The following is a 26,733-nucleotide window of genomic DNA, read 5'->3' on the forward strand; positions in this document are numbered from 1 at the left end:
GGGGAGGTCATGGGGGGAGACAGGGGGAGCACATGAGCGTGGCGGAAACCACGGCCAGGGCCTACATCGTCGGGGGTGGGATCGCCTCCCTCGCCGCGGCGGTCTTCCTGGTCAGGGACGGCGGCTTCGAGGGGTCCGGCATCCGCATCCTCGAGGAGCTGCCGGTGGCGGGCGGCGCGCTCGACGGCTCGGGCGACCCCGAGCACGGCTATGTGACCCGCGGCGGGCGGATGTTCGAGGAGGAGGCCTACGGCTGCCTCTGCGACCTGCTGGAGACGATTCCCACGCTCTCCGACCCGGCGACGTCGGTGCTCGCCGACATCCAGGACTTCAACGCGGCGTGGCGCACCCACGCCAGGGCGCGGCTGATCGACGAGAAGCACACCGTCGTCGACGCGGCCGACCTGGGCTTCACCGTGCGGGACCGAGCCGAGCTCACCAGGCTCATGGCGCTGCCCGAGCGGTCCATCGGGTCACGGCGCATCGACGAGCTGTTCTCGCCGCACTTCTTCGAGACCGGCTTCTGGGCGATGTGGCGCACGACCTTCGCCTTCCAGAACTGGTCCAGCGCCATCGAGCTGAAGCGCTACCTGCTGCGGTTCGCCCAGGAGTTCCCGCGGATGCACACCCTCGGCGGCGTCCGGCGGACCCGGCTCAACCAGTACGACTCGATCGTGCGCCCGATCCAGAGCTGGCTGGCCGACCGGGGGGTGGTCACCGAGTACGGCACGAGGGTCACCGACGTGGACTTCACCTCCGCCGGTGACGACCGCCGGGCGATCAGGATCCATCTCGAGCGCGACGGCCGCCCGGGCGCCTGCGAACTCGGCCCCGACGACCTGGCCTTCATCACCCTCGGCTCGCTGACCTCCGACTCCGCCTACGGCGACGACGATCATGCTCCCGAGCTCATCCGCGGCAAGCGCGACGGTGGTTTCGCCCTCTGGGAGCGCATTGCCCGGAAGGCACCGGACTTCGGTCGCCCGATGAGTTTCACCGGCAACGTCGAGGAGTCGAAGTGGGAGTCGTTCACGCTGACCATGCGCAGTCCGCTGCTGCTGCGAAGGATCGAGGAGTTCTCCGGAAACGCCCCCGGCACCGGCGCCCTGATGACCTTCGTCGACTCCCGGTGGCTGATGTCCATCGTCGTACCCCACCAGCCGCACTTCGACGGTCAGCCCGACGACGTCTTCACGCTCTGGGGGTACGGGCTGTTCGTGGACGAGCCCGGTGACTTCGTCGAGACGACGATGGCGCGGGCCACCGGGCGGGAGCTGCTGACCGAGCTCGTCCACCACCTCGGGTTCGAGGACGACCTCGGCGAGATCGAGGCCACCACCACCGTGATCCCGGTGATGATGCCGTACGCCGCCAGCGCCTTCCAGCCGCGCGGCGTCGAGGACCGGCCGCTGGTCGTGCCCAGGGGTGCGAAGAACTTCGCCTTCCTCGGCCAGTACACCGAGATCCCGCAGGACGTCGTCTTCACCGTGGAGTACTCCGTACGCGGCGCGATGCACGGCGTCTACTCGCTGCTCGGCATCGACCGGCCGATCCCCGGCATCCAGCACGCGATCACCGACCCCCGGGTGGCCTTCGGCGCGCTGCGGACGGCGCTGAGCTGATCGCGCCATGGCCCGCCGGCGCGGCGGTGGCCCGCGCCCCGGCACCGCGGCCGGGGCACTGACGGCCCCGAAGGCGGCCCCGAAGGCGGCCCCGAAGGCGGCCCCGAAGGCGGCCCAGAGGGCGGTGGCGTGCGGCCGTCAGGGCGGAGGCGCGAACCGGATCTCGTGGACGGCGGCGTCCGCCGCCGCGAAGGCCAGCAGGCGTTCGCCCTCACCCGCGATCGCGTCCTGGTCCGGCAGGGGCCCGAACGGCTCGACCTGGAGCGTGGCGGTGTCCCCCCGCCAGGTGATCTTCCAGGTCGCGCGGAAGAGCCCGCCGGCCAGCAGCGTGCCCTGGCGCCCGCCGTTGCCCGGAGGGAGCGGCACCCGGCGTCCGTCGGGGATGAAGCGGGTGCGGTCCGCGTGCGACAGCAGCAGGTTGTCGTACTCGGGCAGGAAACGCGGCGGGGCGGGGACGTCCGGGCCGGGCCGCGGGGCGTCCGGCAGGTCGTACAGCTCTCTGCCCCGCTCGTCGCGGAAGACGCGCAGCCGCGGACGGAGCCGCTCGGTCACCTCGGTCAGCCGGGTCAGGCCGGACCACAGCTGCACGTCCCGCACGGTGGCCGGGCCGTACCCGGCGAGGTAGCGCAGGACCAGGTCGTCCAGGGACGGCCGGGCGGCGAAGGGGCGGCCGAGCCAGGTCTCCGCGACGGCCAGCGTGGGCCGCCCGCCGGCACGCCAGACGCCGCGCGGCGGCACCTGCACCACCGGCAGCAGGTAACTGATCGCAAAGGCCAGGGACGTGGCGTCGCGGCCGGGCCACCGGCCGGCCAGCAGCCGGCCGAGCTCGGCCCGGGTGCGCGGCCGCTCGTCCATCAGCGCCCGGCCGGCCTCCTGGAGCTCCGCCGGGTCGATCCCGGCGAGATTGCGGGCGAACACCTGCCCCGCGAAGCCGCGGTCGAGGACGACCTGGACCAGCGGGCGCAGTTCCAGGCAGTCGCGGGCGGTGACCAGGTGCACGGTGGCGCGCATCAGCGAGACGCGCACCGCCCGCCGCTCGGTGATCAGCTCGGCCAGTTCGGCGGCGCGGAAGCCCCTCAGCCGGGTCCACAGGCCGACGTACGGCGCGTCGGGCGCCTGGGCCTGCATCCCCGTCAGGTGCTCGATCGCCTCGGCGGCCGTCATGTCCGCCCGGCGCAGCAGTGCCTGCCGCGCCAGCGTGGCCCGGTTGAGCGCCCGGGGGCCGAGGACGTCCGGCGTCACTCCGGGCCTCCCCCGGGCGATCCGGCCCGCGGGGGCTCGGCGTGGGTTCCTTCGCGTCCGGTCATGCGGAGCATGCTAGAAGAAATCGCGGAATGTTCCGTTCCGCATGGCCCGGACCCGGCCCCGCTCAGTGGGTGAGGGGCATCAGCCTGGCCGGCCGCCCGGGCGCGAGGAACTCCAGGATGAGCCGGTTGACCAGCTCGGGCCGCTCCAGCGGCAGCGCGTGCGACGCCCCGGGCACGACCGCGAGCTGGGCGTCGGGCACGGCGCGGGCGACGGCGGCGCTGTGCTCGACCGTGACCACGTCGTCGTCGCCCTGCATGACCAGCGTGGGCGCCGCGATGGCCGCCAGCTCGGCCAGGTCGAGGTCGGGCTCCTCGCGCCACAGCCGCATCATCTTCGCGAACACGACCGGGAAGTGGGCGGGCCCGTCCGGGGAGTACGGGTCGTAGAACATCCGGAACTCCCGCGGGGGCTCGGCGGCCCACGCCTCGGTCATGGCCCTCGACTCGGGCCGCTCACCGTCCCGGTTGAAGAACTGGCCGATCAGCACCAGCTTGCCCACCAGGTCGGGGCGCCGCAGCGCGACGAGCACCGCCACGACGGCTCCGTCGCTCCACCCGACCAGATGCGCCCGTCGGAGGCCGAGCGCCTCCAGGTAGCCGATGGTGTCGCCCGCCATCGCCGCGTAGGTGATCGGGCCCTCGACGTCCGGGGTACGGCCGTGGCCCCGCCGTTCGGGGACGTGGACGCGGTAGTGCCCGGCCAGCGCGGGTATCTGCGCGCCCCAGGACTCGACGGTGGCCAGCCCTCCGTGCAGCAGCACGAGCGGGTCGCCGTCGCCGTGCACCTCGTGATAGGTCGGCAGCCCGCCGGCCATCACGTGAGCTCCCATGGCCCGGCAGCCTAGCCGCGGCACGGCCCGGCCCCGCCCTCCGGTCCCGCGCTCGGCTCCGGCTCAGCCGGGCACGTCGGCGGGGCAGGCGGGCAGGCCGGGGAGCGACGGGTCGGTTCCGGCGGAGGTCAGGGAGCTCGCGGGGAACCAGCCCCACCCCCGCTGCTCGTAGACGTCATCGCCCTGGGTGTACAGCCAGGTGCGGGCTCCCCCCGAGGGGTCCGGGGTGCCCTGCCGCCGGCAGGCGAACCAGTTCCGGCCGGCTTCGAGGAACCCGGTCGCCACTCCCCCGCCCGGGGTGCGGTAGACCTCGCCCGCCCGTGCCGTGGGGCAGTACCACACCTTGAAATCGGCTCCGCGGTAGTCGGTGACCGTCCGGGACCCCTTCTCGCACGCCACGGCCGCGGCCGACGGCGTGCCGGGCGCCGCCGTCGGCGTCGCCGTGACGGACGCCGTCGCCGGCACGGACGTGGGGGCCGGGGACGCGGGAGCCGGTGCGGAGGCGACGGCGGGACCGGCGCCGCCGAACGCGGCGGTGGCCCAGACCCCGCCCGCGAGCATCAGTGCCGAGGGCAGGACCGCCCCGGCGGCGAACCAGGCCCAGCCGTGGCGCCGGGACCCGGCGGGATCCCCGGCGCCGTCCGGAGCGGGCCGGTAGCGGAAGAAGCCCCACAGCAGCACCGAGAGGACACCGAAGGCCAGGAAGACCCACAGACCGCGGACCAGGTCCCCGGCGTGCTGCCGGGGCCCCTCGTCGCCGTGCTTGAGCACCAGCACGTAGACGAAGACCGCCAGACCGGTGCCGTACACCACGGCCCACACCGGCCTGCTCCACCGGAAGAGCGTGTGCCCGTCCATGAAGCTCAGCGGCAGCAGCCCGAAGACGATCGTCTGGACACCGGTCACGAAGGTCGCGACCATCGCCGCGTCGAGCAACCGCAGCCACAGGGCCGCCCCGTCCTTCAGCGCCGGGTCGTGCGTCTGGTCCAGGACCATGTACGCGGCCAGGCTGAGCATCAGGACCGAGACCGCACCGGCCAGCACCGTCGCGCCGTCGCGTTCCGCGCCGAGCCCCCGGGACCGGACCCGGCGCCCGTCCCGGACCACCACGAATCCGGCCACCAGCCCGTAGACGTAACCGGGCTCGAACCTGGCCAGCCGCGACACCAGGGCACAGGTCACGGCGATGCCCAGGGCCCAGCCGAGGACCCCCAGCGTGCCCCGCACACCGGAGAACAGCCGGGCGTACAGCTCGACGACGCCCGCGTAGGTCAGCGTGGTGAGCGGGACGGCGACCAGGAATCCCGTGAACAGGACGGCGGCGTCCGCCCCCAGCGTCGTGACGTGCGTGTCGACCAGCACCCCCAGCCCCGCGGCGAGCACGCAGAACCCGGCGAACGCGAGCAGCGGCGGAATCCGCACCCGGGCCGGCGCCGCGGGCGCCGCCCCGGCACCGCCGCGCCGGCCGGCCAGCCTGCGCAGGCCCCGCCTGATCTGCTCCTCGTGCTCGTCCAGCGTCCGGTTGAACGGCTGGGCGGGGAAGGCGATGAGCGCCAGCAGGGTCCCGGCCGCGCCGACGGTCAGCCCCACCGTCGCGGGGGTCGGGCTCAGCTGCGAAAGCGTGGGCACCGCGCGCAGCACCGCCGACCGGGGTTCCCGCCTCGGCGCGGGCCGGGCGGGCGGCGGCGCGACCGTCACCGCGAAGCCATTGATGATCGGCACGGTCGTGACCTGGGAGCCGGATCGCAGGGTCAGCAGATGGACGCCCCGTGTGAGACCCGGCGGCAGCCGCACGGACATCAGGCCGGCGCTCCGGCCGGCGCGCACCTGGGCCGGCCGCCCCTCCACCTCCGCGGTGAGCGTGGCCGCCGTGACCTTGGGCGGCTGGCTGTACTGGGCGCTGACGTCGGCGACGGTGATCGCGCCGTTCGCGGCCACCAGGTCGTGCAGCACCGGCAGTACGCCCGCGTGACCCGGGGACGGGATCGAGCGGTCCAGCACCTTCACCCAGGTCCCGGCCCGGTCCCGGCAGTCGAGACGAAGCGGGAACGCCGAACCGGCAGGGCCCCTGGCCGGCGTCTCGATGATCAGGTCGTCGGCTCCCGAGTACCAGACCTCCGTGCCGGTCTGATCCTCCGGAGCGGCGGTGACCACCGACGGGTAGAGCCGCCTGCCTCCCGACTCGACCCGTACACCGCGTGTGGCCTTGGCCTCCGGCCCGATGGCCCCGGCTGGCAGCGCGCAGGCCGTGGCGTTCCGCACCGTCAGGTAGAGGTACTCCCGGCCGGGGTCGCCGTCGCCGGGCGACAGGCCCACGCCCGCGTAGGCGTGCACCTCGGGATCGTCCGCCGCCCCCGCCACCGCGCCCGCCGCCGGAGGAGCGGCCAGCCAGCAGACCACCAGCATCGGCACCAGCGCCCACCGGCGCCGCCCTGCCCGGGGTCGTCCCATCCGAGTCGATGTCCGCACGGGCATCGGCCCCCATTCGCCACGCACGCCGGCGGTCAGGAACACACGGTGTTCACGGCTCCCGCGTTCGCAGTGATCGCGGGACGCGGCCCGTACGACATCCCACCTCTCCGTACAGCAGGAAATTGTGGCATATCACACTTTTCGCCGGGCCCCGGCATGCCGAGGGCCCGGACGACAACGGTCGTCCGGGCCCTCGAAACCACCCGCTCGGAGCGCCGGATCAGGCGGCGCCGCAGCTCACAGACCGGCGGCGGCCTTGAGCGCGTCGGCGCGGTCGGTGGACTCCCAGGAGAAGCCCTCACGGCCGAAGTGACCGTAGGCGGCGGTCTCGGAGTAGATGGGGCGGAGCAGGTCCAGGTCACGGATGATCGCGGCCGGGCGGAGGTCGAAGACCGTCAGCACGGCGTCCTGGATCTTGTCGACGGCGATCTTCTCGGTGCCGAAGGTCTCCACGAAGACGCCGACCGGGTGCGCCTTGCCGATCGCGTAGGCGACCTGGACCTCGGCACGGTCGGCCAGGCCGGCCGCGACGATGTTCTTGGCGACCCAGCGCATCGCGTACGCGGCGGAGCGGTCCACCTTGGACGGGTCCTTGCCGGAGAAGGCGCCGCCGCCGTGCCGGGCCATGCCGCCGTAGGTGTCGACGATGATCTTGCGTCCGGTGAGGCCGGCGTCGCCCATCGGGCCGCCGATCTCGAACCGCCCGGTCGGGTTGACCAGCAGCCGGTAGCCGTCGGTGTCGATGTCGAGCTCGGCGACGATCGGGTCGACGACGTGCTCCTTGATGTCCGGGGTCAGCAGCTCCTTGAGGTCGATGTCGGGAGCGTGCTGGGTGGACACGACCACGGTGTCGAGCCGGACCGGGCGGTCGCCGTCGTACTCGATGGTGACCTGCGTCTTGCCGTCCGGCCGCAGGTAGGCCACGGTGCCGTCCTTGCGGACGGCGGTGAGCCGGGCCGACAGCCGGTGCGCCAGCGTGATCGGCAGCGGCATCAGCTCGGGCGTGTCGCGGCAGGCGTAGCCGAACATCAGCCCCTGGTCGCCGGCGCCCTGGCGGTCGAGGTCGTCCTCGCCCTCGCCCTCACGGGTCTCGTAGGCGTCGTCCACGCCCTGCGCGATGTCGGGCGACTGCGCGCCGATGGAGACCGACACGCCGCAGGAGTGACCGTCGAAGCCCTTGGCGGAGGAGTCGTAGCCGATCTCCAGGATCTTCTCGCGGATCACGCCGGGGATGTCGACGTAGGTCTCGGTGGTCACCTCGCCGGCGACGTGCACCTGACCGGTGGTGATCATGGTCTCAACGGCGACCCGGCTCTTGGCGTCGTCCTTGAGCATCGCGTCGAGGATCGCGTCACTGATCTGGTCCGCAATCTTGTCCGGGTGTCCTTCGGTGACGGACTCGGAGGTGAACAGGCGACGAGACACGTACGGAACTCCTTGCAGCGGCTGCTGACTGGTAGCAGATGGGGATGGTCGTAGATCCGGCTCGCCGGAAGTCTAGCGGGATCCGCCCTTGTCGCACGACGGCAAGAATCTGTCCAGGCGGTCGGCGACCAGGTCCCAGACCACCTCGGCGAGCGCCTCCTTGGGGCCGCGCGGCACCGCCACCGAGGAGCCGTCGGCACCGAGCACCACGGCCTCGTTGTCGGGCGCGCCGAAGGTGAGGTTCTCCCCCACCCGGTTGACCACCAGCAGGTCACAGCCCTTGCGGGCGAGTTTCTCCCGGCCGTGCCGGTCCACGTCGTCGGTCTCGGCCGCGAAGCCCACGACGACCTGCGCGGCCCCGGCCGGGCGCCGCCGCACCAGCTCGGCGAGGATGTCGGGATTCTTGGCCAGCCGGATCGGCGCCGGCTCGTCCGAGGGCGTCTTCTTGATCTTCGAGTCCTGGTAGTCCGCGGGCCGGAAGTCGGCCACCGCGGCGGCCATCACGACCGCGTCGCACTCCTGCGCCGCCGCCAGGACGGCCGTGCGCATCTCCTCGGCCGATCCCACCCGCACGAGCCGTACGCCCGCCGGATCGGGCAGCGCGACGTTCGCGGCCACCAGCGTCACCTCGGCGCCCCGGGCGGCCGCGACGTTGGCCAGCGCGTAGCCCTGCAGCCCGGAGGACCGGTTGCCGATGAAGCGCACGGGGTCGAGGGGCTCGCGGGTGCCGCCCGCCGAGACGGTCACCCGCCGGCCGGCGAGGTCCTGGGCGAGACCGCCGCGGGCCAGCACCCGCCGGGCGACCTCGAACAGCGCGGCGGGCTCGGGCAGCCGGCCGGGGCCGGTGTCGGCGCCGGTGAGGCGTCCCGAGGCGGGCTCCACGACGATGGCCCCGCGGGAGCGCAGGGTGGCGACGTTGGCCCGGGTGGCCGGGTGCTCCCACATCTCGGTGTGCATCGCGGGGGCGAAGACCACCGGGCAGCGCGCGGTGAGCAGCGTGTTGGTCAGCAGGTCGTCGGCGAGCCCGTGCGCCGCCCTGGCCAGCAGGTCGGCGGTGGCGGGTGCGACGAAGACCAGGTCGGCCTGCTGCCCGAGCCGTACGTGCGGGACCTGCGAGACGCCGTCCCACACCTCGGTGGAGACCGGGTGCCCCGACAGCGCCGCCCACGTCGGCTCACCGACGAACCTCAGCGCGTCACGGGTGGGGACCACCCGCACGTCGTGTCCTGACTCGGTGAGCCGCCGCAGGAGCTCGCAGACCTTGTACGCGGCGATGCCCGCGCCCACCCCCAGGACGACCTGGGGGCGCCGCCCCTCCGACAAGGGGGACTCAGCCCTCGGTGGGTTCTACGTGCAACAGCCCCTCGCGCGTCTCACGCAGCGCGATGGACAGCGGCTTCTCCTGGACCTGCGTCTCGACCAGCGGCCCGACGTACTCCAGAAGGCCCTCGCCCAGCTGGGCGTAGTAGGCGTTGATCTGCCGCGCCCGCTTGGCGGCGATGCTCACGAGGCTGTACTTGCTGTCGACGACGTCGAGGAGAGCGTCGATCGACGGGTTGGTGATGCCTTCGGCACTGGCTGCCACGCCGTATGCCTTCCCTTAGTCCGGATAGAAGAGCCCAGACTACCGCCACATCAGCGCCGTGAGTTCCCGGCAGACGTCCTGGACGGAGGTATTGACCAGAGTGACGTCGAACTCCTTCTCGGCGGCGAGCTCGACCTTCGCGGCCTGGAGACGGCGTTCGATGACGTCGGGGGGCTCGGTGCCCCGGCCGATGAGCCGGCGCACGAGCTCGTCCCAGGAGGGCGGGGCGAGGAAGACCAGCCGGGCCTCCGGCATGGCGTGATGCACCTGCCGGGCGCCCTGCAGGTCGATCTCCAGCAGGGTCGGCACCCCGGCGGCGAGCCGTTCTTCGACCGCGCGCCGCGGTGTGCCGTAGCGGTTGCCCGCGAACTCGGCCCACTCGAGCAGCTCCCCCTCGGCGACGAGCCGGTCGAAACCGGCGTCGTCGACGAAGAAGTACTGCACGCCATGCACTTCCCCGGGCCGGGGGGCCCGGGTTGTCACCGAGACCGACAGCCACACCTGGGGGTGGGCCCGCCGGATCTCGGCGACGACCGTGCTCTTGCCGACGCCCGACGGCCCGGAGAGGACCGTCAAGCGTCGCAGCGGGATGGAGCCGTCATCCGGCATCGGGGGGATACCGGAGCCGGCCGCGACGGGAGTCATACCGTTGCGCCCGCTTGCGGAGAGCTCGTCAGCGGTTCCCACCGCCGCCGAACTCACGCTCCAGGGCCGCGCGCTGGTTGGCGCCCAGCCCGCGTACGCGGCGCGACTCGGCGATGCCGAGCCGCTCGATGATCTGCTTGGCGCGCACCTTGCCCACGCCAGGCAGTGATTCCAGCAGGGCCGTCACCTTCATCTTGCCGACGACATCATCGGTCTGGCCCTCTTTGAGGACCTCAGCCAGGGTGGTGCCGCCATGCTTCAGCCGGTTCTTGACCTCGGCCCGCTCCTTGCGGGCCTTGGCAGCCTTTTCAAGGGCTGCGGCGCGCTGTTCGGGGGTTAGGGGCGGAAGAGCCACGCCGGGTCACCTCGTGTTTCCACTCGACGGAGTCGGACGGGTTGGGAAACTAGCGAGTTCAGACCCCATAAAGCAACGTGAACCCCCGTTTAGCCCGGTACAAAATCACGAATGTCTCTCTTCGTGCTGTCCTGAATACGCATTGTACCCAAAGTAAGCCCTCCAGCGCGCTGAAACCAGGTCGGCCGAGACTTTCCCCTGACCGCGTTTTCGCGCCCCGAACGGCCCCTCGCAAGGCTTCCTGCCCGCCTCCCGACAGAGCCCGGCCGGAGCCCGTCAGGGAGGCGTCAGAGCCCCCTGACAGAACCCTGACAAATGCCTGAAAACCACCCCGGGGGTTCCCGAAGGAGGGTCTGAAACCACCCGAACGGCCCATGGGGAGGGGACAGAAAACCATCACGCCGGGTTCGCACGCGGCTCGGAAAACCACCCGCCGGGTTCATCCGGGCCACCCATGATCATGCTGCGGAGCGTCAGCGCGCCACGGTGCCGGTCCGGCGCAACGCCGCGGCGATCCCGGCCGCGGCGGCGCCCGGGTCGGCGGCCCCCGTGATCGGACGGCCGATCACCAGAAGGTCGGCGCCGGCGTTGAGTGCCACCTCGGGGGTGGAGACCCGCGCCTGGTCCTGGGCCGCCGCGCCCGACGGCCGGACCCCCGGGGTGATGAGGGTGATCTCCTGACCCACCTCTGCGCGGACCGCAGCGGCCTCCTGCGGCGAGCAGACGAGCGCCTGCGCCCCCGCCCCCACGGCGATGACCGCGAGCCGTCGTACGGCGTCTGAGGCGGGCCCGGCCAGGCCGATCTCGCGCAGGTCCTGGTCGCCGAGGGACGTGAGAACCGTCACAGCCGCGATCTTGGTGGTCGGGGCGGCCTCGACCGCGGCCCGGATCATGGCGGCGCCCCCGGTGGCGTGCACGGTCAGGAACGACGGCTTGAGCCGGGCCACCGCGCGGGCGGCGCCGGCGACCGTGGCCGGGATGTCGTGCAGCTTGAGATCGAGGAAGACCTGGACCCGGCTCGCGCCGCGCACGCTGGCGACCACGTCCGGCCCGTACCTGAGGTAGAGCTCCAGGCCGACCTTGACGGTGCTCACGTGCGGGGTGACCAGGCTGGCCCACCGGGCGGCGGTCTCCAGATCCGGCGCGTCGAGGGCGACGGCGATGGGAGCGGGGGTCACGGCAGCTTCTCCTTCTGGGCGCGGGTCGCGTCGGGACCGGCCGCGGGCGCCTGCCGCTGCCGGACTTGCCGCGGGACCAGTCCCGGCGGCCGGTGGGCCAGTCCGACGGCCTCGGCCGACCGGGCGATACCGCGCTCGGCGAGGGCGTCCTCGAGCTCGCGCACGATCCGCGGGCCCGCCGAGGGGTCGTGCAGCACCGTCGTGCCGACCGAGACGGCCGAGGCCCCCGCCAGCAGGAACTCCAATGCGTCCAGCCCGGTCGCCACTCCGCCGCCGCCGATGATCGGCGTGTCGGGCAGCGCGGCGTGCACCTGGTAGACGCAGCGGATCGCCACGGGGCGGATCGCCGGGCCGGACAGGCCGCCCGACACCCCCGACAGCGCGGGCTTGAGGGTCCGGGTGTCGATCGCCATGCCGACCATCGTGTTGATCAGCGAGAGCCCGTCAGCACCGGCGTCCGCGCAGGCCAGCGCGATCGTCACGATGTCGGCGACGTCGGGCGACAGCTTGGCGAAGACCGGTACGTCGCGCCGGGTGTTGGCCCGTACGGCCCGTACGACCTCGGCGGACGCGGCGGGGTGACCGCCGAACATCAGCCCGCGGTCCTCGGCGTTCGGGCACGCGATGTTGACCTCCACGGCCGTGATCGCCTCTCCGCCCGGGGCGTCGTGCGCGTCGTAGAGCCTGCGCGCCACCTCGGCGTACTCCGCGATGCTGTTGCCGCCGACCGAGACCACCACGCGAGCGCCCTGCTCGGCCAGCCACGGCAGGTCGCGGGCCACGAACGCGTCCACTCCGGGGCCGGGCAGGCCGCCCGCGCTGAGCAGGCCGCTGGGCGTCTCGGCGATCCGCGGGGTGGGCCGCCCCGGCCTGGGCTGGGCCATCACCGACGGCGTGCCGAAGGCGCCGAGCCGGCTCAGATCGGTGTACACCGCCAGCTCGCGGCCGGTGCCCCCGCAGCCCGACGCCGTGATCACCGGGTTGGGCAGGTGGGCCTTGCCGAGCCGGGTGGCCATGTCCGCGCTCACCGGGCGCCCTCCGTGACGTGCGGGACGCGCGGGCCGCCGAGCACGTCCAGCGGGATGGTGCCGAGGTCGCCCCAGCGGACCCGCTCGCCGCGCAGCACCGGGCCGTCCGCGCAGGCGCGCAGCATCCGCGTCACGCCGTCGTCGCCGATGACCGGCAGCACGCAGTTCAGGCACATCCCCGTGCCGCAGGCCCCGGTCTCCTGCAGGAACTCCTCCAGGCAGACCTGGGCGGGCAGCCCGTACTCGGTGGAGACGGCGCTGACCGCCCGCAGCATCGAGGTCGGCCCGCAGGCGTAGACCACGTCGGCCCGGGTCTCCTCGACGACCTGGGCCAGCACGTCGCCCACCGAGCCCTGGACGCCGGACGAGCCGTCGCCGGTGGCGACCGTCGCCGAGTCGCCGATCCGGCGCGCCGAGCGGGCACCGAAGACATGGGCTGTGTCGGGGCCGCCGAGCACGAAGTGCACCTGGCAGCCCCGCCTGCGCAGCGCGTCGGCCAGCGAGAACAGCGCCGCCCCGCCGGGGCCGGCGCCGGCCAGCACGCAGCTGACCGGATCGCGCGGCTGAGGGAAGGGCCGGCCCAGCGGGCCGAGCAGGTCCACGGTGTCGCGCGCCCGGCGCCGGGTCAGCCACGCCGTGCCCGGATCCCGGTCGGCGAAGACGAACTCCACCGTGCCGCCGTAGTCGGACTTGACCTCGTAGACCACGAAGCACCGGCGGGCCAGCCGGTTGGTGTGCTCGCCGCCGACGGCCAGCGCCACGAACTGACCGGGCCGGAAGCGCTCCGCGACCGCCGGGGCCACCAGCGTCATCGCGTGGTACGCGCCGACCTGCCGGACCGTCAGCACGGTCCCCGACGCCTGCACCGGCGTGTCGCTCACAGTGCCTCCCGGGTGCCGGGGGGCTCGCTCGTTCCTCGCTCCGCGCGCTCCTCAGTCCAGACGGCGCCGCGCCCCGCCAGCTCGCTCACAGCGCCCCCCGCGAGCCGACGCGGCGCCCGAAGGCACCGCCCTCCCTCGTCGCGTGCTCGCTCGTTCCTCGCTCCGCGCGCTCCTCAGTCCAGACGGCGCCGCGCCCCGCCAGCTCGCTCACCCTGTCTCCGCTTCTGTGCGCTAGGCGCGGGCCCGGCCGTCCTGGACCCGCGCGGCGTGTTCCTGCAGCGAACGGACGCCGACGTCTCCGCGCACGATCGCCTCGATTCCCTGCACCGCGGCGGCGAGTCCCTGGACGGTGGTCACGCACGGGATGCCGCGCAGCACGGCCGCGGTACGGATCTCGTAGCCGTCGAGCCGCGGCCCGGACTGCCCGGGGCTGCCGAACGGAGTATTGACGATGAGGTCCACTTCGCCATCGAGGACGCGCCGTACGATCGTCGGCTCGCCGTCCGCCCCCGGCCCGGCGCTGTGCTTTCGGACGATCTTGGCACGCACGCCGTTGCGGCGCAGGACTTCCGCGGTCCCCTCGGTGGCAAGAATCTCAAAGCCCAGGTCAGCAAGGCGCTTGACCGGGAAGATCATGGCCCTTTTGTCGCGGTTCGCCACCGACACGAAGGCCCGCCCCTTGGTCGGCAGCGACCCGTACGCCGCCTGCTGGGATTTGGCGTAGGCGGTGCCGAAGACCTCGTCGATGCCCATCACCTCACCGGTCGAGCGCATCTCCGGGCCGAGCACGGTGTCGACGCCCAGGCCCTCGATGGTGCGGAACCGGTCGAAGGGCAGCACCGCCTCCTTCACCGAGATCGGCGCGTCCAGCGGCAGGGTGCCGCCGTCGCCCTCGGCGGGCAGCAGCCCCTCCGCGCGCAGCTGCGCGATGCTGGTGCCCATGGTGACGCGGGCGGCCGCCTTCGCGAGCGGCACCGCGGTGGCCTTGGAGACGAACGGCACGGTCCGCGAGGCCCGCGGGTTGGCCTCCAGCACGTACAGCACGCCGGCCGACAGCGCGTACTGCACGTTGATCAGCCCGCGCACGCCGATGCCGCGCGCCAGCGCCTCGGTGGACTCGCGGATCCGGTCGATGTTCTCGCGGCCGAGCGTGATGGGCGGCAGCGCGCAGGCCGAGTCGCCGGAGTGGATGCCGGCCTCCTCGATGTGCTCCATCACGCCGCCCAGATAGAGCTCGCGGCCGTCGAAGAGCGCGTCGACGTCGATCTCGATCGCCTCGTCGAGGAACCGGTCGACCAGCACCGGATGGTCGGGGCCCACCACCGCGCCCAGCGCCTGGGTGGCCCGCAGCATGTACGACTCCAGCGTGGCGTCGTCGTACACGATCTCCATGCCGCGCCCGCCCAGCACGTAGGACGGCCGGACCAGCACCGGGTACCCGATCTCCGCGGCGATGGCCGCTGCCTCCTGGTACGACGTCGCGGTGCCGTGCTTGGGCGCGGGCAGCCCGGCCCGCTCCAGCACCTTGCCGAACGCGCCGCGGTCCTCGGCGAGGTGGATGCTCTCCGGGCTGGTGCCCACGATGGGGACGCCCGCGTCCTTGAGCTTCTGCGCCAGGCCCAGCGGGGTCTGGCCGCCGAGCTGGACGATCACGCCCGCGAGGATGCCGGTCTGCTGCTCGGCGTAGACGACCTCGAGCACGTCCTCCAGGGTGAGCGGCTCGAAGTACAGCCGGTCGGAGGTGTCGTAGTCGGTCGAGACGGTCTCCGGGTTGCAGTTGACCATGACGGTCTCGTAGCCGGCCTCGTGCAGCGTGAAGGACGCGTGCACGCAGCTGTAGTCGAACTCGACGCCCTGCCCGATGCGGTTCGGCCCACTGCCCAGGATGATCACCTTGGGCCGCAGCCCGGGCGGCACCTCGGTCTCCTCGTCGTAGGTCGAGTAGAGGTACGGGGTCCGGGCCGCGAACTCGGCGGCGCAGGTGTCGACCGTCTGGTAGACCGGCCGCAGCCCGAGGGCGTGCCGCACCTCGCGGACGACCTCCTGGGACAGCCCCCGCAGCCCGCCGATCTGCTCGTCGGAGAAACCGTGCCGCTTGGCCCGGAGCAGCTTCTCCTTGGTGAGCGCGTCCGGGGCGGACTTGATGTCGGCGGCGATCTCGTTGATGGCGGCGATCTGGTCGAGGAACCACGGGTCGATGCCGGTCGCCTCGTAGAGCTCCTCGATGGTGGCGCCCGCCCACAGCGCCCGCTGCACGGTGCGCATCCGGCCGTCATGGGGGCTACGACTCCGCGTGACGAGATCCTCCCGCTGTGCGGCCCTCTGCGCCTCCGTGACCCCTCCAGGTGGTTCGACCCAGGAGAAGGGGGATCCGGGCTGCTCAAGGGATCTGAGGGCCTTCTGGAGGGCCTCTGGGAACGATCTGCCGATCGCCATCGCCTCACCGACCGACTTCATGTGCGTGGTCAGGGTCGGATCGGCGCCGGGGAACTTCTCGAACGCGAAGCGCGGGGCCTTCACGACCACGTAGTCCAGGCTCGGCTCGAAGCTGGCGGGGGTCTCCCGGGTGATGTCGTTGGGGATCTCGTCCAGCGTGTAGCCGATGGCCAGCCTGGCCGCGATCTTGGCGATCGGGAAGCCGGTGGCCTTCGACGCCAGCGCGCTGGAGCGCGAGACCCGCGGGTTCATCTCGATGACGATCATGCGGCCGGTGGCGGGCTCGACGGCGAACTGGATGTTGCAGCCGCCGGTGTCCACCCCGACCTCGCGGATGACCGCGATGGCCACGTCGCGCATGTTCTGGTACTCGCGGTCGGTCAGCGTCATCGCGGGCGCCACGGTCACGCTGTCGCCGGTGTGCACGCCCATCGGGTCGACGTTCTCGATGGAGCACACGATCACCACGTTGTCGGCCCGGTCGCGCATGACCTCCAGCTCGTACTCCTTCCAGCCGATGATCGACTCCTCCAGCAGCACCTCGCTGGTCGGGGAGGCGTCCAGGCCGGAGCCGGCGATGCGGCGCAGGTCCTGCTCGTCGTAGGCCATGCCGGAGCCGGCGCCGCCCATGGTGAAGGAGGGGCGCACCACCATCGGGTAGCCGAGGGTGCCCGCCGCGGCCAGGCACTCGTCCATCGTGTGGCAGACCACCGAGCGGGCCGACTCGGCGTTGAGCCCCTGCTCCCGGGCGACGGTGGCGACCACCTTCTTGAACAGCTCGCGGTTCTCGCCGGCCTGGATGGCAGCGAAGTTGGCGCCGATCAGCTCGACCCCGTACTTCTCCAGCACCCCGGACTCGTGCAGCGCCACCGCCGCGTTGAGCGCGGTCTGGCCGCCCAGCGTCGGCAGCAGCGCGTCCGGGCGCTCCTTGGCGATGATCTTCTCGATGACCTCGGGCGTGATCGGCTCGACGTAGGTGGCGTCGGCGAACTCGGGGTCGGTCATGATCGTCGCGGGGTTGCTGTTGACCAGCGAGACCCGCAGCCCCTCGGCCTTCAGCACCCGGCACGCCTGGGTGCCGGAGTAGTCGAACTCGCACGCCTGGCCGATGACGATCGGCCCGGAGCCGATGACCAGGACCGAGTTCAGATCTTCACGGCGGGGCATTACGGAGCACCTTCCATCAGCGCGCAGAACTGGTCGAACAGGGCGGTGGCGTCGTGCGGGCCGGCGGCGGCCTCCGGGTGGTACTGGACGCTGAACGCCGGCCGGTCCAGCAGCCGCAGCCCTTCGACGCAGCCGTCGTTGAGGTTGACGTGGCTGACCTCGGCCCCGCCGTACGGGGTCTCGAACGGCCCGTCGGCGGGCGCGTCGACCGCGAAGCCGTGGTTGTGGGCCGAGACGTCGACCTTGCCGCTCCGCCGGTCGCGGACCGGCTGGTTGATGCCCCGGTGGCCGAAGGCCAGCTTGTAGGTGCCCAGGCCGAGCGCCCGGCCGAGGATCTGGTTGCCGAAGCAGATGCCGAAGACCGGGGTCCCCGCGTCGAGGACCCCGCGCATGGACTCGACCGCGTAGTCGGCGGCGGCCGGGTCGCCCGGCCCGTTGCTGAAGAACACCCCGTCCGCGCCCAGGGCCAGGATCTCGGCGGCGGTCACCGCCGCGGGCAGCACGTGCACCTCGCAGCCGCGCTCGGCCAGCCGGTACGGCGTCATGGCCTTGATGCCGAGGTCCACCGCGGCCACCGTGAAGCGCTTGGCGCCGCGGGCCTCGGCCACGTACGGGTGCGGGGTGCTGACCTCGCGGGCCAGGTCCGCGCCCGCCATCGACGGGCTCTGCAGGACGCGGGCCAGCAGCGCCTGCGGGTCGGTCTCGACGGTGGAGATCCCGGCGCGCATGGCGCCGCGGTCCCGCAGGTGCCGGGTCAGCGCCCGGGTGCCGGGCATGGCGATGCCGACGACCCCGTGGGCGCGCAGCTCCTCTTCGAGAGACCGCTTGGCCCGCCAGTTGGAGGCGACCCGGGCCGGCTCGCGCACGACGTAGCCGGCCACCCAGATGCGCCGGGACTCGGCGTCCTCGTCGTTGACGCCGGTGTTGCCGATGTGCGGGGCCGTCATCGCGACGATCTGCCGGTGGTACGACGGATCGGTGAGGGTCTCCTGGTAGCCGGTCATGCCGGTGTTGAAGACCATCTCGCCGAAGGTCTCCCCCTCCGCGCCGTACCCGGCTCCGTGAAAGACCCGTCCGTCTTCGAGCACCAGAAGTGCGGGGGGTGCCGAGGTCATTGCAGCTTTCCTTCCAGGACGGTGGGGCGGCCGCGCAGGAACGTCGCCACGACCCGGCCGGGCAGTTCCAGGCCGGCGAAGGGCGTGTTGCGGCTCTTCGAGGCGAAGCCCGCGGGATCGACGGTGGTGCGGGCCGCGGGGTCGTACAGCGTGATGTTGGCGGGCGAGCCGGGCTCCAGGGGCCGGCCCTGGCCGGTCAGCAGGCCGATCCGCGCCGGGCGGCGCGACATCCGGTCCGCGACCCCGGCCCAGTCCAGCAGCCCGGTCTCGACCATCGCCTCGTGCACCACCGGCAGCGCGGTCTCCAGGCCGACCATGCCCATGGCGGCCACCGCCCACTCGGTCTCCTTGTCCTCGAGCGGGTGCGGGGCGTGGTCGGTGGCGACGCAGTCGATGGTGCCGTCGGCGAGCGCCTCCCGCAGCGCCAGGACGTCCGCGCGGGTGCGCAGCGGCGGGTTGACCTTGTAGATCGGGTCGTAGGTCTCGGCGAGGGAGTCGTCGAGCAGCAGGTGGTGCGGGGTGACCTCGGCGGTCACCTGCCAGCCCTTGCTCTTCGCCCAGCGGATGATCTCCACCGAGCCGGCGGTCGACACGTGGCAGACGTGCAGCCGGGAGCCGACGTGCGCCGCGAGCAGGCAGTCGCGGGCGATGATCGCCTCCTCCGCCACGGCGGGCCATCCGGCCAGGCCGAGCCGGCCGGAGACGTCGCCCTCGTTCATCTGCGCGCCCTCGGTGAGCCGCGGCTCCTGTGCGTGCTGGGCGATGACCCCGCCGAACGCCTTGACGTACTCCAGCGCCCTTCGCATGATCACGGCGTCGGAGACGCAGTGGCCGTCGTCGGAGAAGACCCGGACGCGGGCGGCCGAGTCGGCCATCGCGCCCAGCTCGGCGAGCTGGCGGCCGGCGATGCCCTGGGTGACGGCGCCGACCGGGTGCACGTCGCAGTAGCCCGCCTCGGTGCCCAGCCGCCAGACCTGCTCGACCACCCCGGCGGTGTCGGCGACCGGATGGGTGTTCGCCATGGCGTGCACGGCGGTGTAGCCGCCCAGCGCGGCGGCCCGGGTGCCGGACGCGACGGTCTCGGCGTCCTCCCGGCCCGGCTCGCGCAGGTGCGTGTGCAGGTCCACCAGGCCGGGCAGCGCGATGAGCCCGCCGGCCTCGACCGGCTGGGCGTCGGCCTCGCTCAGGCCGGCGCCGACCTCGGCGATGACGCCGTCCCGGACCAGCAGGTCCTGGGCGTCGCCGCCGAGGATCCGGGCGTTCCTGATGATGTACGACGTCATTCGTTGATCTCCTTGCCGATGGCGGGCTCGGAGCCGCCGAGGAGCAGATAGAGCACGGCCATGCGGGTGGTGACACCGTTGGCCACCTGCTCGACGATCGTGGAGCGCGGGGAGTCGGCCACCTCGGCGGCGATCTCCATGCCGCGGATCATGGGACCGGGATGCATGACGATGGCGTGCTCGGGGAGCATCGCCATCCGGCTCCCGTCCAGCCCGTACCGGCGGGTGTACTCGCGCGCCGTCGGGAAGTAGGCGGCGTTCATCCGCTCCGCCTGGACCCGCAGCATCATGCAGACGTCGCTCTTGGGCAGCACCGCGTCCAGGTCGTACGACACCGCGCACGGCCAGCTGTCGACCGCCACCGGGAGCAGCGTCGGCGGGGCGACCAGGGTCACCTCGGCGCCGAGCGTGCGCAGCAGCAGCACGTTGGAACGTGCCACCCTGCTGTGCAGGACGTCCCCGACGATCGTGACCTTGCGGCCCTCCAGGTCGCCCAGCCGGCGGCGCATCGTGAACGCGTCCAGCAACGCCTGGGTGGGGTGCTCGTGGGTGCCGTCACCGGCGTTGACCACGCTGCCCTGCACCCAGTTGGCGAGGCGGTGCGCCGCGCCCGAGGCGCCGTGCCGGATGACGACCCCGTCGGCGCCCATCGCCTCCAGGGTCAGCGCGGTGTCCTTGAGGCTCTCGCCCTTGGAGACGCTGGAGCCCTTGGCGGAGAAGTTGATGACGTCGGCGGACAGGCGCTTGGCCGCGGCCTCGAAGGAGATCCGGGTCCGGGTGGAGTCCTCGAAGAAGAGGTTGACCACCGTACGGCCGCGCAGCGTGGGCAGTTTCTTGATCGACCGGCCGGCGACCCGGCCCAGCTCCTCCGCCGTGTCGAGGATGAGCAGCGCGTCGTCCCTGCTCAGATCCGCCGCCGAGATGAGATGGCGTTTCATGCTTTCTCCCGCTCAGCGCCGGGACGCCGGAAGGCGGCGCCTTCCCTCGTCACGTGCTCGCTCGTTCCTCGCTGCGCGCGTTCCCCGGTCCAGGCGCGCGCCCTTGCCGCGCTCATGCCTGCTCCCGCCCCTCGGCGAATCGTGGGCCGAGCAGCACGGCGTCGCGCTCGTCGTTCTCGGCCAGCAGGACCTTGACGGTCTCGCGCGTCGACGTGGGCAGGTTCTTGCCCACGTAGTCGGCTCGGATGGGCAGCTCGCGATGGCCGCGGTCGACCAGGATCGCGAGCTGGACGGCGCGCGGGCGGCCGAGGTCGTTGAGCGCGTCGAGGGCGGCGCGCACGGTGCGGCCGGAGAACAGCACGTCGTCGACGAGGACGACGATGCGATCGTCGACGCCGGCCGCGGGCAGTTCAGTCCTGCTGAGCGCGCGGGCCGGTTTCATGCGCAGGTCGTCGCGGTACATGGTCACGTCGAGCGAACCCCAGGGCACGGGTCGTCCCTCGACCTCTTCGAGCCGCTCGGCCAGCCGGCGGGCGAGCGTCACGCCCCGGGTCTGGATGCCGAGCAGGACGACGTTCTCGCCGCCCTTGGTGCGCTCGAGGATCTCGTGTGCGATGCGGGTCAGCGCGCGCCGGATGTCGGGAGCCTCGAGGACGGACTTGTGCCGCCCGTCACCGTCCGCCGCGCGTGCCTCCGCAGGCAGGGAAGCAGCATTCACCTCAGAAACCTCCTTTCCCGCCTCACGGGACGGGGTTTAAAGGACGCCTTGTCTCTTCACCGTAGCAGTCTCCGACCACTGCGGCCGTACCGGAGCGTAGGGTGTCTTAGCAGGTGAGAGGGGTCACATCCGGCCGCTGCCCGCACACATGCTGTGGCGCGGGGAACACCCTGTGCCAGGGGGGCGGTAGCGGTCTGTGCACGGTCCGAGGACACTCGACCACAGGTGGCCGGTTCGACCCCTTTTTTCCAATCAGCTTGACCTTAGGCCGTCTCCGTTTTACCGTCACTGTCCGTAACCATCCCTGGAGATGGACCCCCCGGGCGGATCAGCCCCTTCGTCACGAAGGTGCGGGCCCCCGGGGAAGCAAGAGTGGTGGAACACTCCCAGGTCCTCTCTCCCGGACCCCAATGACGACGAAGTGAGCCTGGGGGGCCGCAAAGATGCCGTCTGAATACGCAAAGGCTCTCGGTGCGAGACTCCGTGCCATCCGTACCCAGCAGGGGCTGTCCCTGCACGGCGTGGAGGAGAAGTCCCGTGGCCGCTGGAAGGCTGTCGTCGTGGGTTCGTACGAGCGGGGCGACCGCGCCGTCACCGTTCAGAAGCTGGCCGAGCTCGCTGATTTCTACGGCGTGCCGGTGTCCGAGTTGCTGCCCGGCGGAGCCGCGCCGAGCCCACTCGGCCCGACGCCGAAGCTGGTCATCGATCTCGAGCGCCTGCAACAGCTTCCGAAGGACAAGGCCGGTCCCCTCGCCCGCTACGCCGCGACGATTCAGAGCCAGCGGGGCGACTACAACGGAAAGGTCCTGTCGATCCGGCAGGAGGATCTCCGGTCGCTAGCCGTGATCTATGACAAGTCCCCGGCCGAACTGACCGAGGAACTCATCAACTGGGGCGTCCTCGATCCCGAGGCACGCCGCGCCGTCGAGGGGTTCTGACACCCCCTCACAGAACCGTCTCGCCGTGATCATGTGGCCCTTGTGACAAGGACCACATGATCATGGCGAGAGGTGAGACCGGCCGGCCACCGGCCCGTCACCGGCCTGCCCCGGACTCCCCGTGCTCCCACCTGCGGCAGCGGTTCAGGGTTCCCGCGGGTGCGGGCACATCCGGCGCTTCGCGTTCGTTCAGGCGCGTCCTGCGTGTCCCGCGCGTTCAGGCACGTCCGGCATGTCTCGCGCATTCAGGCGCGTCCGGCATGTCCCGCGCATTCAGGCGCGTCCGGCATGTCTCGCGCATTCAGGCGCGTCCGGCGTTTCCCCGCGGTTCAGGCGCGTCCGGCGCCCGTCCGCACCTTCCGTGGCACGCGGCCGCGCCGACAGCGCCGCCTCGGGGGAAGAGCGGCGCCATCGGCGCGGGTCGCCTCCGGGGCTCGGGGGATGGTCCCCGGGAGACGTACCTGCGGATCCGGGACGCTCGGCCAGGCGAGCGCCCTCCTCCGCGCGGGAGCACGGTCCGGCACCACCGGCGCGACGAGCACGGCCGATGGGCGCCTCCGCTTCGCTCCCGCGTTCGTCCCTTGCGTGCGCTCCCTTGTGGTCGTGCCGCTCAGCTGGCGCGTGAGTCGGCGATCGGCAGGGTCGGCTGGCCGGGCAGGCCCAGGGTGTCCTCGACGAGGGCGACGAAGATCTCGGCGTCGTGCAGCAGCTCCTCCGCCTCCCGTGCCGTCACGGCCCGGGGCAGCCCCGCCTCGGCCGCGGCCCGCTTGTCGGCACCGGCGGCGAAGAATGCGGCCCACTCGCTGAGTGCCGGGTCGGCCTCAGGGAGCAGCACCCACACGCTGCGGGGGCGCCCGCGCCGGTGGGTGCCGGCCGGTTCACGGGTGGCGAGCAGGGCGGCCGCGGCCCGCAGTGCTGACAGGTGCGCGGCGACATAACGGCTGGCGGGAGCGGTCGCCTCGGCGGACTCCGCGAGACCCTGGCGGGCGGCCTGGAGCAGAGCGAGCGCCGAGGGTGCGACCCGGGGGGTCGGGAGTCGTCGCACGGTCGTGTTCACGGACATGGCATGTCTCCTTCCGGCCCCCCTGCGGGGGTCCGGGGGTCGCCCCCCGGGTGGAAACGAGCTGAACCAGGCAGGCACGCCCGGCGGTCGGGCGGGCCGGCCGGGCGGAGAGCTTCCCCTCACTCCGCCCGGCCGTCGCGTCCCGCCGGTTGGATGCGCTGCCCCGGCGAGACGGTCCCTGGGCGCGGGCCGCGAGCCCCGCACCCGTCGAACGTCAGTTCGACGTACCTCCAGTAAACCGTGCCTCCCGCTGTTCGTCAATACGTTCGAACGGGTGTCGCGTAGGGCCTCTCACCAGGAACGATCAGGCCGGTTCACCGGACGCGCCCCAGTAGAACAGCCTGGTCCGACAGAATCGCGCCGGGTCTCTCCGCCCTTCTCCGGCCGGGACCGGCACCCGGCCGGGGACCGGCGCCCGGCCGGGGACCGGCGCCCGGCAACGCCCGGCACCCCCGGCCGCGGACCGCGGCGCGGCCGGCGGCGTGACCGGCGGGAACCGGCGGCGGTCCGCCGGGGGCCACCGGGGCCGACCGGCCGCCGCCGCCGTGACCGATGACGGACGTCCCTGAAACGGCACGGGATGCCGGAGCGGTACAGACAGCCCTCGATAACGCGTGATACAACAATCACACTGAGCACCACTGGACCGTCGCGACCATCCGGAGCACCGATGGGCGGATCGACCGGCGACATGCTCGCCGCAGCCAGGCGCGACCCGAACTTCCGTGGCATCGATCCGGACGCGCTGGGCCAGCTCGTCAAGCAGACGACGGACGCCGGCAACGCCATCCGGAGCTGGCTGAGCGCCCACCGCCCGCCGCCCGGGGTGCCGGCCACCGGCTACACGCAGGCCGCGCAGGCCGGGCAGTGGGTGACCACGCAGCTCGGGATGCTGACCCGGCGGCGCAACTACGCCCTCACCCATCCCGACACCGGTGGCGGCGTGACCGTGCCTCCGGCCGGAGGGAAGCTGGGCAGGACCGGCTCGGGCGGCTCGGGCGGGTCCGGCGGCGGCGCGGGGACGGGTCTCGGCAAGGCCGCGGGCACGCCGTCCAAGCCGCGGGTGACGCCGCACGGCGCCGGAGCCGATCTCGGCCACTACCCCACCCATCACGCGGCGGTGAAGGCCGCCGCGGCGGACGCCCTCACCATCGGCAAGGCCGGCGAGAACCACACCCCGATCCCCGCCGGGGTGTGGCAGCGCCTCAAGGCCAACGCCCATGACCCCGACTACACCCAGGCGCTCTACGAGCGGCTCGGACCGGCGGGCACCGCGGGCCTGATCGCGGCGGCCGGTCACGACAAGGCGAGGCTCCAGCAGATCAGCACCTCGCTCGCCATGGCCGACCACCAGCTCGGCCTGGACCGGAAATGGCTGAACAGGCTGCTCGCGGAGGCCGACCGGCTGCACGACCGCGCGGCGGCCGTGCAGGTGCTGACCGGGGCGCACTTCACCCCCCGGACCGCGGCGGCGCTCGAGCAGGTGCTGAAGGCCGGGCACGTCACCGGGGCGGCCTTCTCCCCGGCCACGGCACACGTCACGGCACCCGCCCCGGCACACGTCACGGCACACGTCACGGAGCCGCCGGCGGCGCCCCGCCCGGAGGGCCGGGCCGCCGTCCCGGCCCCGCAGAGCCCGCCGGTGATGAGCGCGGCCGGGCTCGGCCCGCATCTGGTGAGCAACCGGCTGGACGGTGGCTGCGCGACGCCGCGCTCTTCCCGGTGACCATCGGCTGACAGGAGGACGACATGGCCACTCCCCCGCCGCCGGGCAGCCTCCCGCCGCCGATCGAGGGCGCCGCGGCGCAGAAGCTGCCGCCTGGACAGCAGCCCAATCCCCTCTACAAGGAGCTCTACCAGAGCTACCAGGACGCCTTCGGCAGCATCGACCAGCTCCGCAGGGCGCTGGACGCGCCGCTGAAGACCCTGCACGGCACCGACGCCTGGCTGGGTCCGGAGTCGCGCCAGTGGGGTGCGCAGCTTTCCGCGCACCAGCACGCCCTCCGCAACGCCGCAGACAAGATCTTGTGGGACATCTACACCACGCTGGCGTCGACGGAGCGGATCACGACGGGGGCAAGCCCCGTCCGCGCCTGAACCGGAGGGCTAGGCTCGGCCGGGTGAAGGAGCCGAACCTGCGCGAGGTCGACGCCGCCGCGTTCCGTAAACGCATCGGCGCGTTGCTCGACGTCTACACGGCCGCGATGGACCCGCCGCTGGACCAGGTGTCGGGACGGCACGCGATCATGCAGCGCCACGCCGTCTACCCGGGTTTCCGCGCGATCGTGGCCGAGCGCCGCCGGGGCGGGATCTTGCGGCCCGGCGGCCTCCCGGAGCCGGCCGGGTTCATCTACGGCTTCCACGGGGCCCGGGGCCAGTGGTGGCACGACGTCGTCTACCAGGCGCTCGCCGACCTCGGCGGGCGGCGGTACGCCGACGACTGGATGGCCGATCCGTTCGAGGTGGCCGAGCTGCACGTGCGCCCGGACGCGCAGGGCCAGGGGCTGGGCCGCCGGCTGCTCACCGAGCTGTGCGCGGGCCGGCCGGAGCGCACCGTCGTGCTGTCGACCCTCGACCGCCCGGACTCCCGGGCCCGCCGGCTCTACCATTCGGTGGGCCTGACCGACCTGCTGTCGGACTTCGAGTTCCCCGGCGGCGGGCCGCCCTACGCCGTGATGGGCGCGTCCTTGCCGCTCGAGCTGCCGTCGGCCAGGTACGCCTCGGCGCCGAGCAGCCCGTAGACCTCGCGCGTCGCGGTCGACTTGTTGAAGGTGATGAAGTGGATCCCCGGGGCTCCGGCGTCCAGCAGCTCCCGGCACAGCTCGGCGGCGAGCTCGACGCCGAGCCGCCGGACCGCCTCCGGGTCGTCGGCGACCGCCTGGAATCGGGCCGCCACCTCGGGCGGGAAGGGCGCTCCGGACAGCTGCTCGGACCGCTCGATGGTGCTCATCTGGGTGACCGGCATGATGCCCGGGATGATCGGCGTGTCACAGCCCTGGGCCGCGACCCGGTCGCGCAGCCGGAAGTAGTCCTCGGCCACGAAGAACATCTGGGTGATCGCGTAGTCGGCGCCGGCCCGGCACTTGGCCACGAAGTGCCGGGTGTCGCTCTCGACGTCGGGTGAGCGCGGATGCTTGTACGGGAACGCCGCGACGCCCACGCAGAAGTCGCCGTACGACCGGACCAGCCGGACCAGCTCCTCGGCGTACTCCACGCCGTCGGGGTGCTTGACCCACTCGCCCAGCGGGTCGGCGCCGGGCGGGTCGCCGCGCAGCGCCAGGATGTTGCGGACCCCGACCGAGGCGAAGCGGCCCACCAGCTGCCGCAGCTCGGCGTGCGAGTGGTCGACGGCGGTGAAGTGCGCGACCGGGGTGAGCGTGGTGTCGGTGGCGATCCGCTCGACGATGTCCACCGTCTTGTCGCGGGTGCCGCCGCCGGCGCCGTAGGTCACCGACACGAAGGTGGGGTGCAGCGCCTCGAGCTCCCTGATCGTCCGCCAGAGGTTCCGCACACCCTGCTCGGTCCTGGGCGGGAAGAACTCGAAGGAGAACGACTTTCCCCCGGCGGCGAGCAGCTCGCGGATCGTCGGGGGGCGTTCGGGACGCGCGGACCTCATGGCGACCACAGTAGTGCCGTGGCGGCGGCCCGGCGGATACCGACGAGGCGAGGGCCGGTTGTGGCCTGCGAGAAAGATCATGATTTGCATATGCCCTGTACGTCCCTTTGTGATCGGTGACTACGCTCTGC

General features: G+C 72.7%; 23 protein-coding genes. 5 read left to right on the plus strand and 18 right to left on the minus strand.

Features of this window, described 5'->3' with window-relative positions; translation table 11 throughout:
• Window positions 1-32: 32 nt before the first annotated feature.
• On the plus strand, window positions 33-1,622 hold the full coding sequence (locus ACRYCC_RS28905) for an oleate hydratase (RefSeq protein WP_433816873.1): 1,590 nt from the start codon (window positions 33-35) through the stop codon (window positions 1,620-1,622).
• A gap of 138 nt (window positions 1,623-1,760) precedes the next feature.
• On the opposite strand, the gene ACRYCC_RS28910 is transcribed toward ACRYCC_RS28905, so the two are convergent.
• The 16 genes from ACRYCC_RS28910 to pyrR form a co-directional block, all read right to left on the minus strand.
• Window positions 1,761-2,864, minus strand: coding sequence for a winged helix DNA-binding domain-containing protein (locus ACRYCC_RS28910; RefSeq protein WP_433816874.1), 1,104 nt, complete (start codon window positions 2,862-2,864; stop codon window positions 1,761-1,763).
• A gap of 127 nt (window positions 2,865-2,991) precedes the next feature.
• Window positions 2,992-3,759, minus strand: a complete 768-nt coding sequence (locus ACRYCC_RS28915; RefSeq protein ID WP_433816875.1) for an alpha/beta fold hydrolase — start codon at window positions 3,757-3,759, stop codon at window positions 2,992-2,994.
• 63 nt (window positions 3,760-3,822) lie between these two features.
• Window positions 3,823-6,210: an FGLLP motif-containing membrane protein gene (locus tag ACRYCC_RS28920; RefSeq protein ID WP_433816876.1), complete on the minus strand. Its 2,388-nt coding sequence runs from the start codon at window positions 6,208-6,210 to the stop codon at window positions 3,823-3,825.
• 258 nt (window positions 6,211-6,468) lie between these two features.
• On the minus strand, window positions 6,469-7,656 hold the full coding sequence (metK, locus tag ACRYCC_RS28925; protein WP_433816877.1) for a methionine adenosyltransferase: 1,188 nt from the start codon (window positions 7,654-7,656) through the stop codon (window positions 6,469-6,471).
• A gap of 72 nt (window positions 7,657-7,728) precedes the next feature.
• Window positions 7,729-8,979, minus strand: a complete 1,251-nt coding sequence (coaBC, locus tag ACRYCC_RS28930; RefSeq protein ID WP_433816878.1) for a bifunctional phosphopantothenoylcysteine decarboxylase/phosphopantothenate--cysteine ligase CoaBC — start codon at window positions 8,977-8,979, stop codon at window positions 7,729-7,731.
• 7 nt (window positions 8,980-8,986) lie between these two features.
• A complete protein-coding gene (rpoZ, locus tag ACRYCC_RS28935) occupies window positions 8,987-9,241 on the minus strand; it encodes a DNA-directed RNA polymerase subunit omega (RefSeq protein ID WP_433816879.1) in 255 nt (84 codons plus the stop codon).
• Between the two features lie 39 nt (window positions 9,242-9,280).
• Complete coding sequence (gene gmk, locus ACRYCC_RS28940) at window positions 9,281-9,850, minus strand: guanylate kinase (RefSeq protein ID WP_433816880.1); 570 nt, start codon at window positions 9,848-9,850, stop codon at window positions 9,281-9,283.
• Between the two features lie 64 nt (window positions 9,851-9,914).
• Window positions 9,915-10,241, minus strand: a complete 327-nt coding sequence (gene mihF / locus ACRYCC_RS28945; RefSeq protein WP_433816881.1) for an integration host factor, actinobacterial type — start codon at window positions 10,239-10,241, stop codon at window positions 9,915-9,917.
• A gap of 473 nt (window positions 10,242-10,714) precedes the next feature.
• Window positions 10,715-11,419 (minus strand): orotidine-5'-phosphate decarboxylase, encoded by a 705-nt coding sequence (gene pyrF / locus ACRYCC_RS28950; RefSeq protein WP_433816882.1) that lies wholly within the window; start codon window positions 11,417-11,419, stop codon window positions 10,715-10,717.
• Window positions 11,416-12,447: a dihydroorotate dehydrogenase gene (locus tag ACRYCC_RS28955; RefSeq protein WP_433816883.1), complete on the minus strand. Its 1,032-nt coding sequence runs from the start codon at window positions 12,445-12,447 to the stop codon at window positions 11,416-11,418. The genes pyrF and ACRYCC_RS28955 overlap by 4 nt, the downstream gene beginning before the upstream one ends.
• Window positions 12,444-13,328, minus strand: coding sequence for an iron-sulfur cluster-binding protein (locus ACRYCC_RS28960; RefSeq protein WP_433816884.1), 885 nt, complete (start codon window positions 13,326-13,328; stop codon window positions 12,444-12,446). The genes ACRYCC_RS28955 and ACRYCC_RS28960 overlap by 4 nt, the downstream gene beginning before the upstream one ends.
• A 231-nt stretch (window positions 13,329-13,559) precedes the next feature.
• Window positions 13,560-16,931, minus strand: a complete 3,372-nt coding sequence (gene carB, locus ACRYCC_RS28965) for a carbamoyl-phosphate synthase large subunit (protein WP_433816885.1) — start codon at window positions 16,929-16,931, stop codon at window positions 13,560-13,562.
• A complete protein-coding gene (gene carA / locus ACRYCC_RS28970; RefSeq protein ID WP_433816886.1) occupies window positions 16,931-18,046 on the minus strand; it encodes a glutamine-hydrolyzing carbamoyl-phosphate synthase small subunit in 1,116 nt (371 codons plus the stop codon). Before carA ends, carB begins: the two co-directional genes overlap by 1 nt.
• Complete coding sequence (locus ACRYCC_RS28975; RefSeq protein WP_433816887.1) at window positions 18,043-19,329, minus strand: dihydroorotase; 1,287 nt, start codon at window positions 19,327-19,329, stop codon at window positions 18,043-18,045. Before ACRYCC_RS28975 ends, carA begins: the two co-directional genes overlap by 4 nt.
• The gene (locus tag ACRYCC_RS28980) at window positions 19,326-20,267 is read right to left on the minus strand and encodes an aspartate carbamoyltransferase catalytic subunit (protein WP_433816888.1); all 942 of its coding nucleotides are present in this window, start codon (window positions 20,265-20,267) and stop codon (window positions 19,326-19,328) included. The genes ACRYCC_RS28975 and ACRYCC_RS28980 overlap by 4 nt, the downstream gene beginning before the upstream one ends.
• 112 nt (window positions 20,268-20,379) lie before the next feature.
• Window positions 20,380-20,970 (minus strand): bifunctional pyr operon transcriptional regulator/uracil phosphoribosyltransferase PyrR, encoded by a 591-nt coding sequence (gene pyrR / locus ACRYCC_RS28985; RefSeq protein WP_433817210.1) that lies wholly within the window; start codon window positions 20,968-20,970, stop codon window positions 20,380-20,382.
• Between the two features lie 458 nt (window positions 20,971-21,428).
• Between pyrR and bldD the strand changes: the two genes are divergently transcribed.
• On the plus strand, window positions 21,429-21,923 hold the full coding sequence (bldD, locus tag ACRYCC_RS28990; protein ID WP_433816889.1) for a transcriptional regulator BldD: 495 nt from the start codon (window positions 21,429-21,431) through the stop codon (window positions 21,921-21,923).
• Between the two features lie 610 nt (window positions 21,924-22,533).
• On the opposite strand, the gene ACRYCC_RS28995 is transcribed toward bldD, so the two are convergent.
• Window positions 22,534-22,986 (minus strand): SAV_6107 family HEPN domain-containing protein, encoded by a 453-nt coding sequence (locus ACRYCC_RS28995; RefSeq protein WP_433816890.1) that lies wholly within the window; start codon window positions 22,984-22,986, stop codon window positions 22,534-22,536.
• 670 nt (window positions 22,987-23,656) lie between these two features.
• Here ACRYCC_RS28995 and ACRYCC_RS29000 point away from each other — a divergent pair.
• From ACRYCC_RS29000 to ACRYCC_RS29010, 3 genes are read left to right on the plus strand one after another with little or no spacing between them, the layout of a single operon-like run.
• Window positions 23,657-24,712: a hypothetical protein gene (locus tag ACRYCC_RS29000; RefSeq protein ID WP_433816891.1), complete on the plus strand. Its 1,056-nt coding sequence runs from the start codon at window positions 23,657-23,659 to the stop codon at window positions 24,710-24,712.
• A gap of 23 nt (window positions 24,713-24,735) precedes the next feature.
• Complete coding sequence (locus tag ACRYCC_RS29005) at window positions 24,736-25,083, plus strand: hypothetical protein (RefSeq protein WP_433816892.1); 348 nt, start codon at window positions 24,736-24,738, stop codon at window positions 25,081-25,083.
• A 23-nt stretch (window positions 25,084-25,106) separates the two neighbouring features.
• Window positions 25,107-25,727 carry a GNAT family N-acetyltransferase gene (locus tag ACRYCC_RS29010; RefSeq protein ID WP_433816893.1) on the plus strand — a complete coding sequence of 207 codons (621 nt, stop codon included), beginning with the start codon at window positions 25,107-25,109 and terminating at the stop codon, window positions 25,725-25,727.
• On the opposite strand, the gene metF is transcribed toward ACRYCC_RS29010, so the two are convergent.
• On the minus strand, window positions 25,652-26,602 hold the full coding sequence (metF, locus tag ACRYCC_RS29015; protein ID WP_433816894.1) for a methylenetetrahydrofolate reductase [NAD(P)H]: 951 nt from the start codon (window positions 26,600-26,602) through the stop codon (window positions 25,652-25,654). The genes ACRYCC_RS29010 and metF overlap by 76 nt on opposite strands.
• Window positions 26,603-26,733 lie beyond the last annotated feature (131 nt).

This window comes from Actinomadura scrupuli (assembly GCF_050971785.1).
GTDB lineage: Bacteria > Actinomycetota > Actinomycetes > Streptosporangiales > Streptosporangiaceae > Actinomadura_E > Actinomadura_E scrupuli.

What these genes read in the sequence shown, in the direction of transcription:
- ACRYCC_RS28905 (WP_433816873.1), top strand. Translation starts at nt 33, where the DNA reads ATGAGCGTGGCGGAAACCACGGCCAGGGCCTACATCGTCGGGGGTGGG.
- ACRYCC_RS28915 (WP_433816875.1), bottom strand. Translation starts at nt 3,759, where the DNA reads ATGGGAGCTCACGTGATGGCCGGCGGGCTGCCGACCTATCACGAGGTG.
- ACRYCC_RS28920 (WP_433816876.1), bottom strand. Translation starts at nt 6,210, where the DNA reads ATGGGACGACCCCGGGCAGGGCGGCGCCGGTGGGCGCTGGTGCCGATG.
- gmk (WP_433816880.1), bottom strand. Translation starts at nt 9,850, where the DNA reads ATGCCGGATGACGGCTCCATCCCGCTGCGACGCTTGACGGTCCTCTCC.
- carB (WP_433816885.1), bottom strand. Translation starts at nt 16,931, where the DNA reads ATGCCCCGCCGTGAAGATCTGAACTCGGTCCTGGTCATCGGCTCCGGG.
- carA (WP_433816886.1), bottom strand. Translation starts at nt 18,046, where the DNA reads ATGACCTCGGCACCCCCCGCACTTCTGGTGCTCGAAGACGGACGGGTC.
- ACRYCC_RS28975 (WP_433816887.1), bottom strand. Translation starts at nt 19,329, where the DNA reads ATGACGTCGTACATCATCAGGAACGCCCGGATCCTCGGCGGCGACGCC.
- ACRYCC_RS28980 (WP_433816888.1), bottom strand. Translation starts at nt 20,267, where the DNA reads ATGAAACGCCATCTCATCTCGGCGGCGGATCTGAGCAGGGACGACGCG.
- bldD (WP_433816889.1), top strand. Translation starts at nt 21,429, where the DNA reads ATGCCGTCTGAATACGCAAAGGCTCTCGGTGCGAGACTCCGTGCCATC.
- ACRYCC_RS28995 (WP_433816890.1), bottom strand. Translation starts at nt 22,986, where the DNA reads ATGTCCGTGAACACGACCGTGCGACGACTCCCGACCCCCCGGGTCGCA.
- ACRYCC_RS29000 (WP_433816891.1), top strand. Translation starts at nt 23,657, where the DNA reads ATGGGCGGATCGACCGGCGACATGCTCGCCGCAGCCAGGCGCGACCCG.
- ACRYCC_RS29005 (WP_433816892.1), top strand. Translation starts at nt 24,736, where the DNA reads ATGGCCACTCCCCCGCCGCCGGGCAGCCTCCCGCCGCCGATCGAGGGC.
- metF (WP_433816894.1), bottom strand. Translation starts at nt 26,602, where the DNA reads ATGAGGTCCGCGCGTCCCGAACGCCCCCCGACGATCCGCGAGCTGCTC.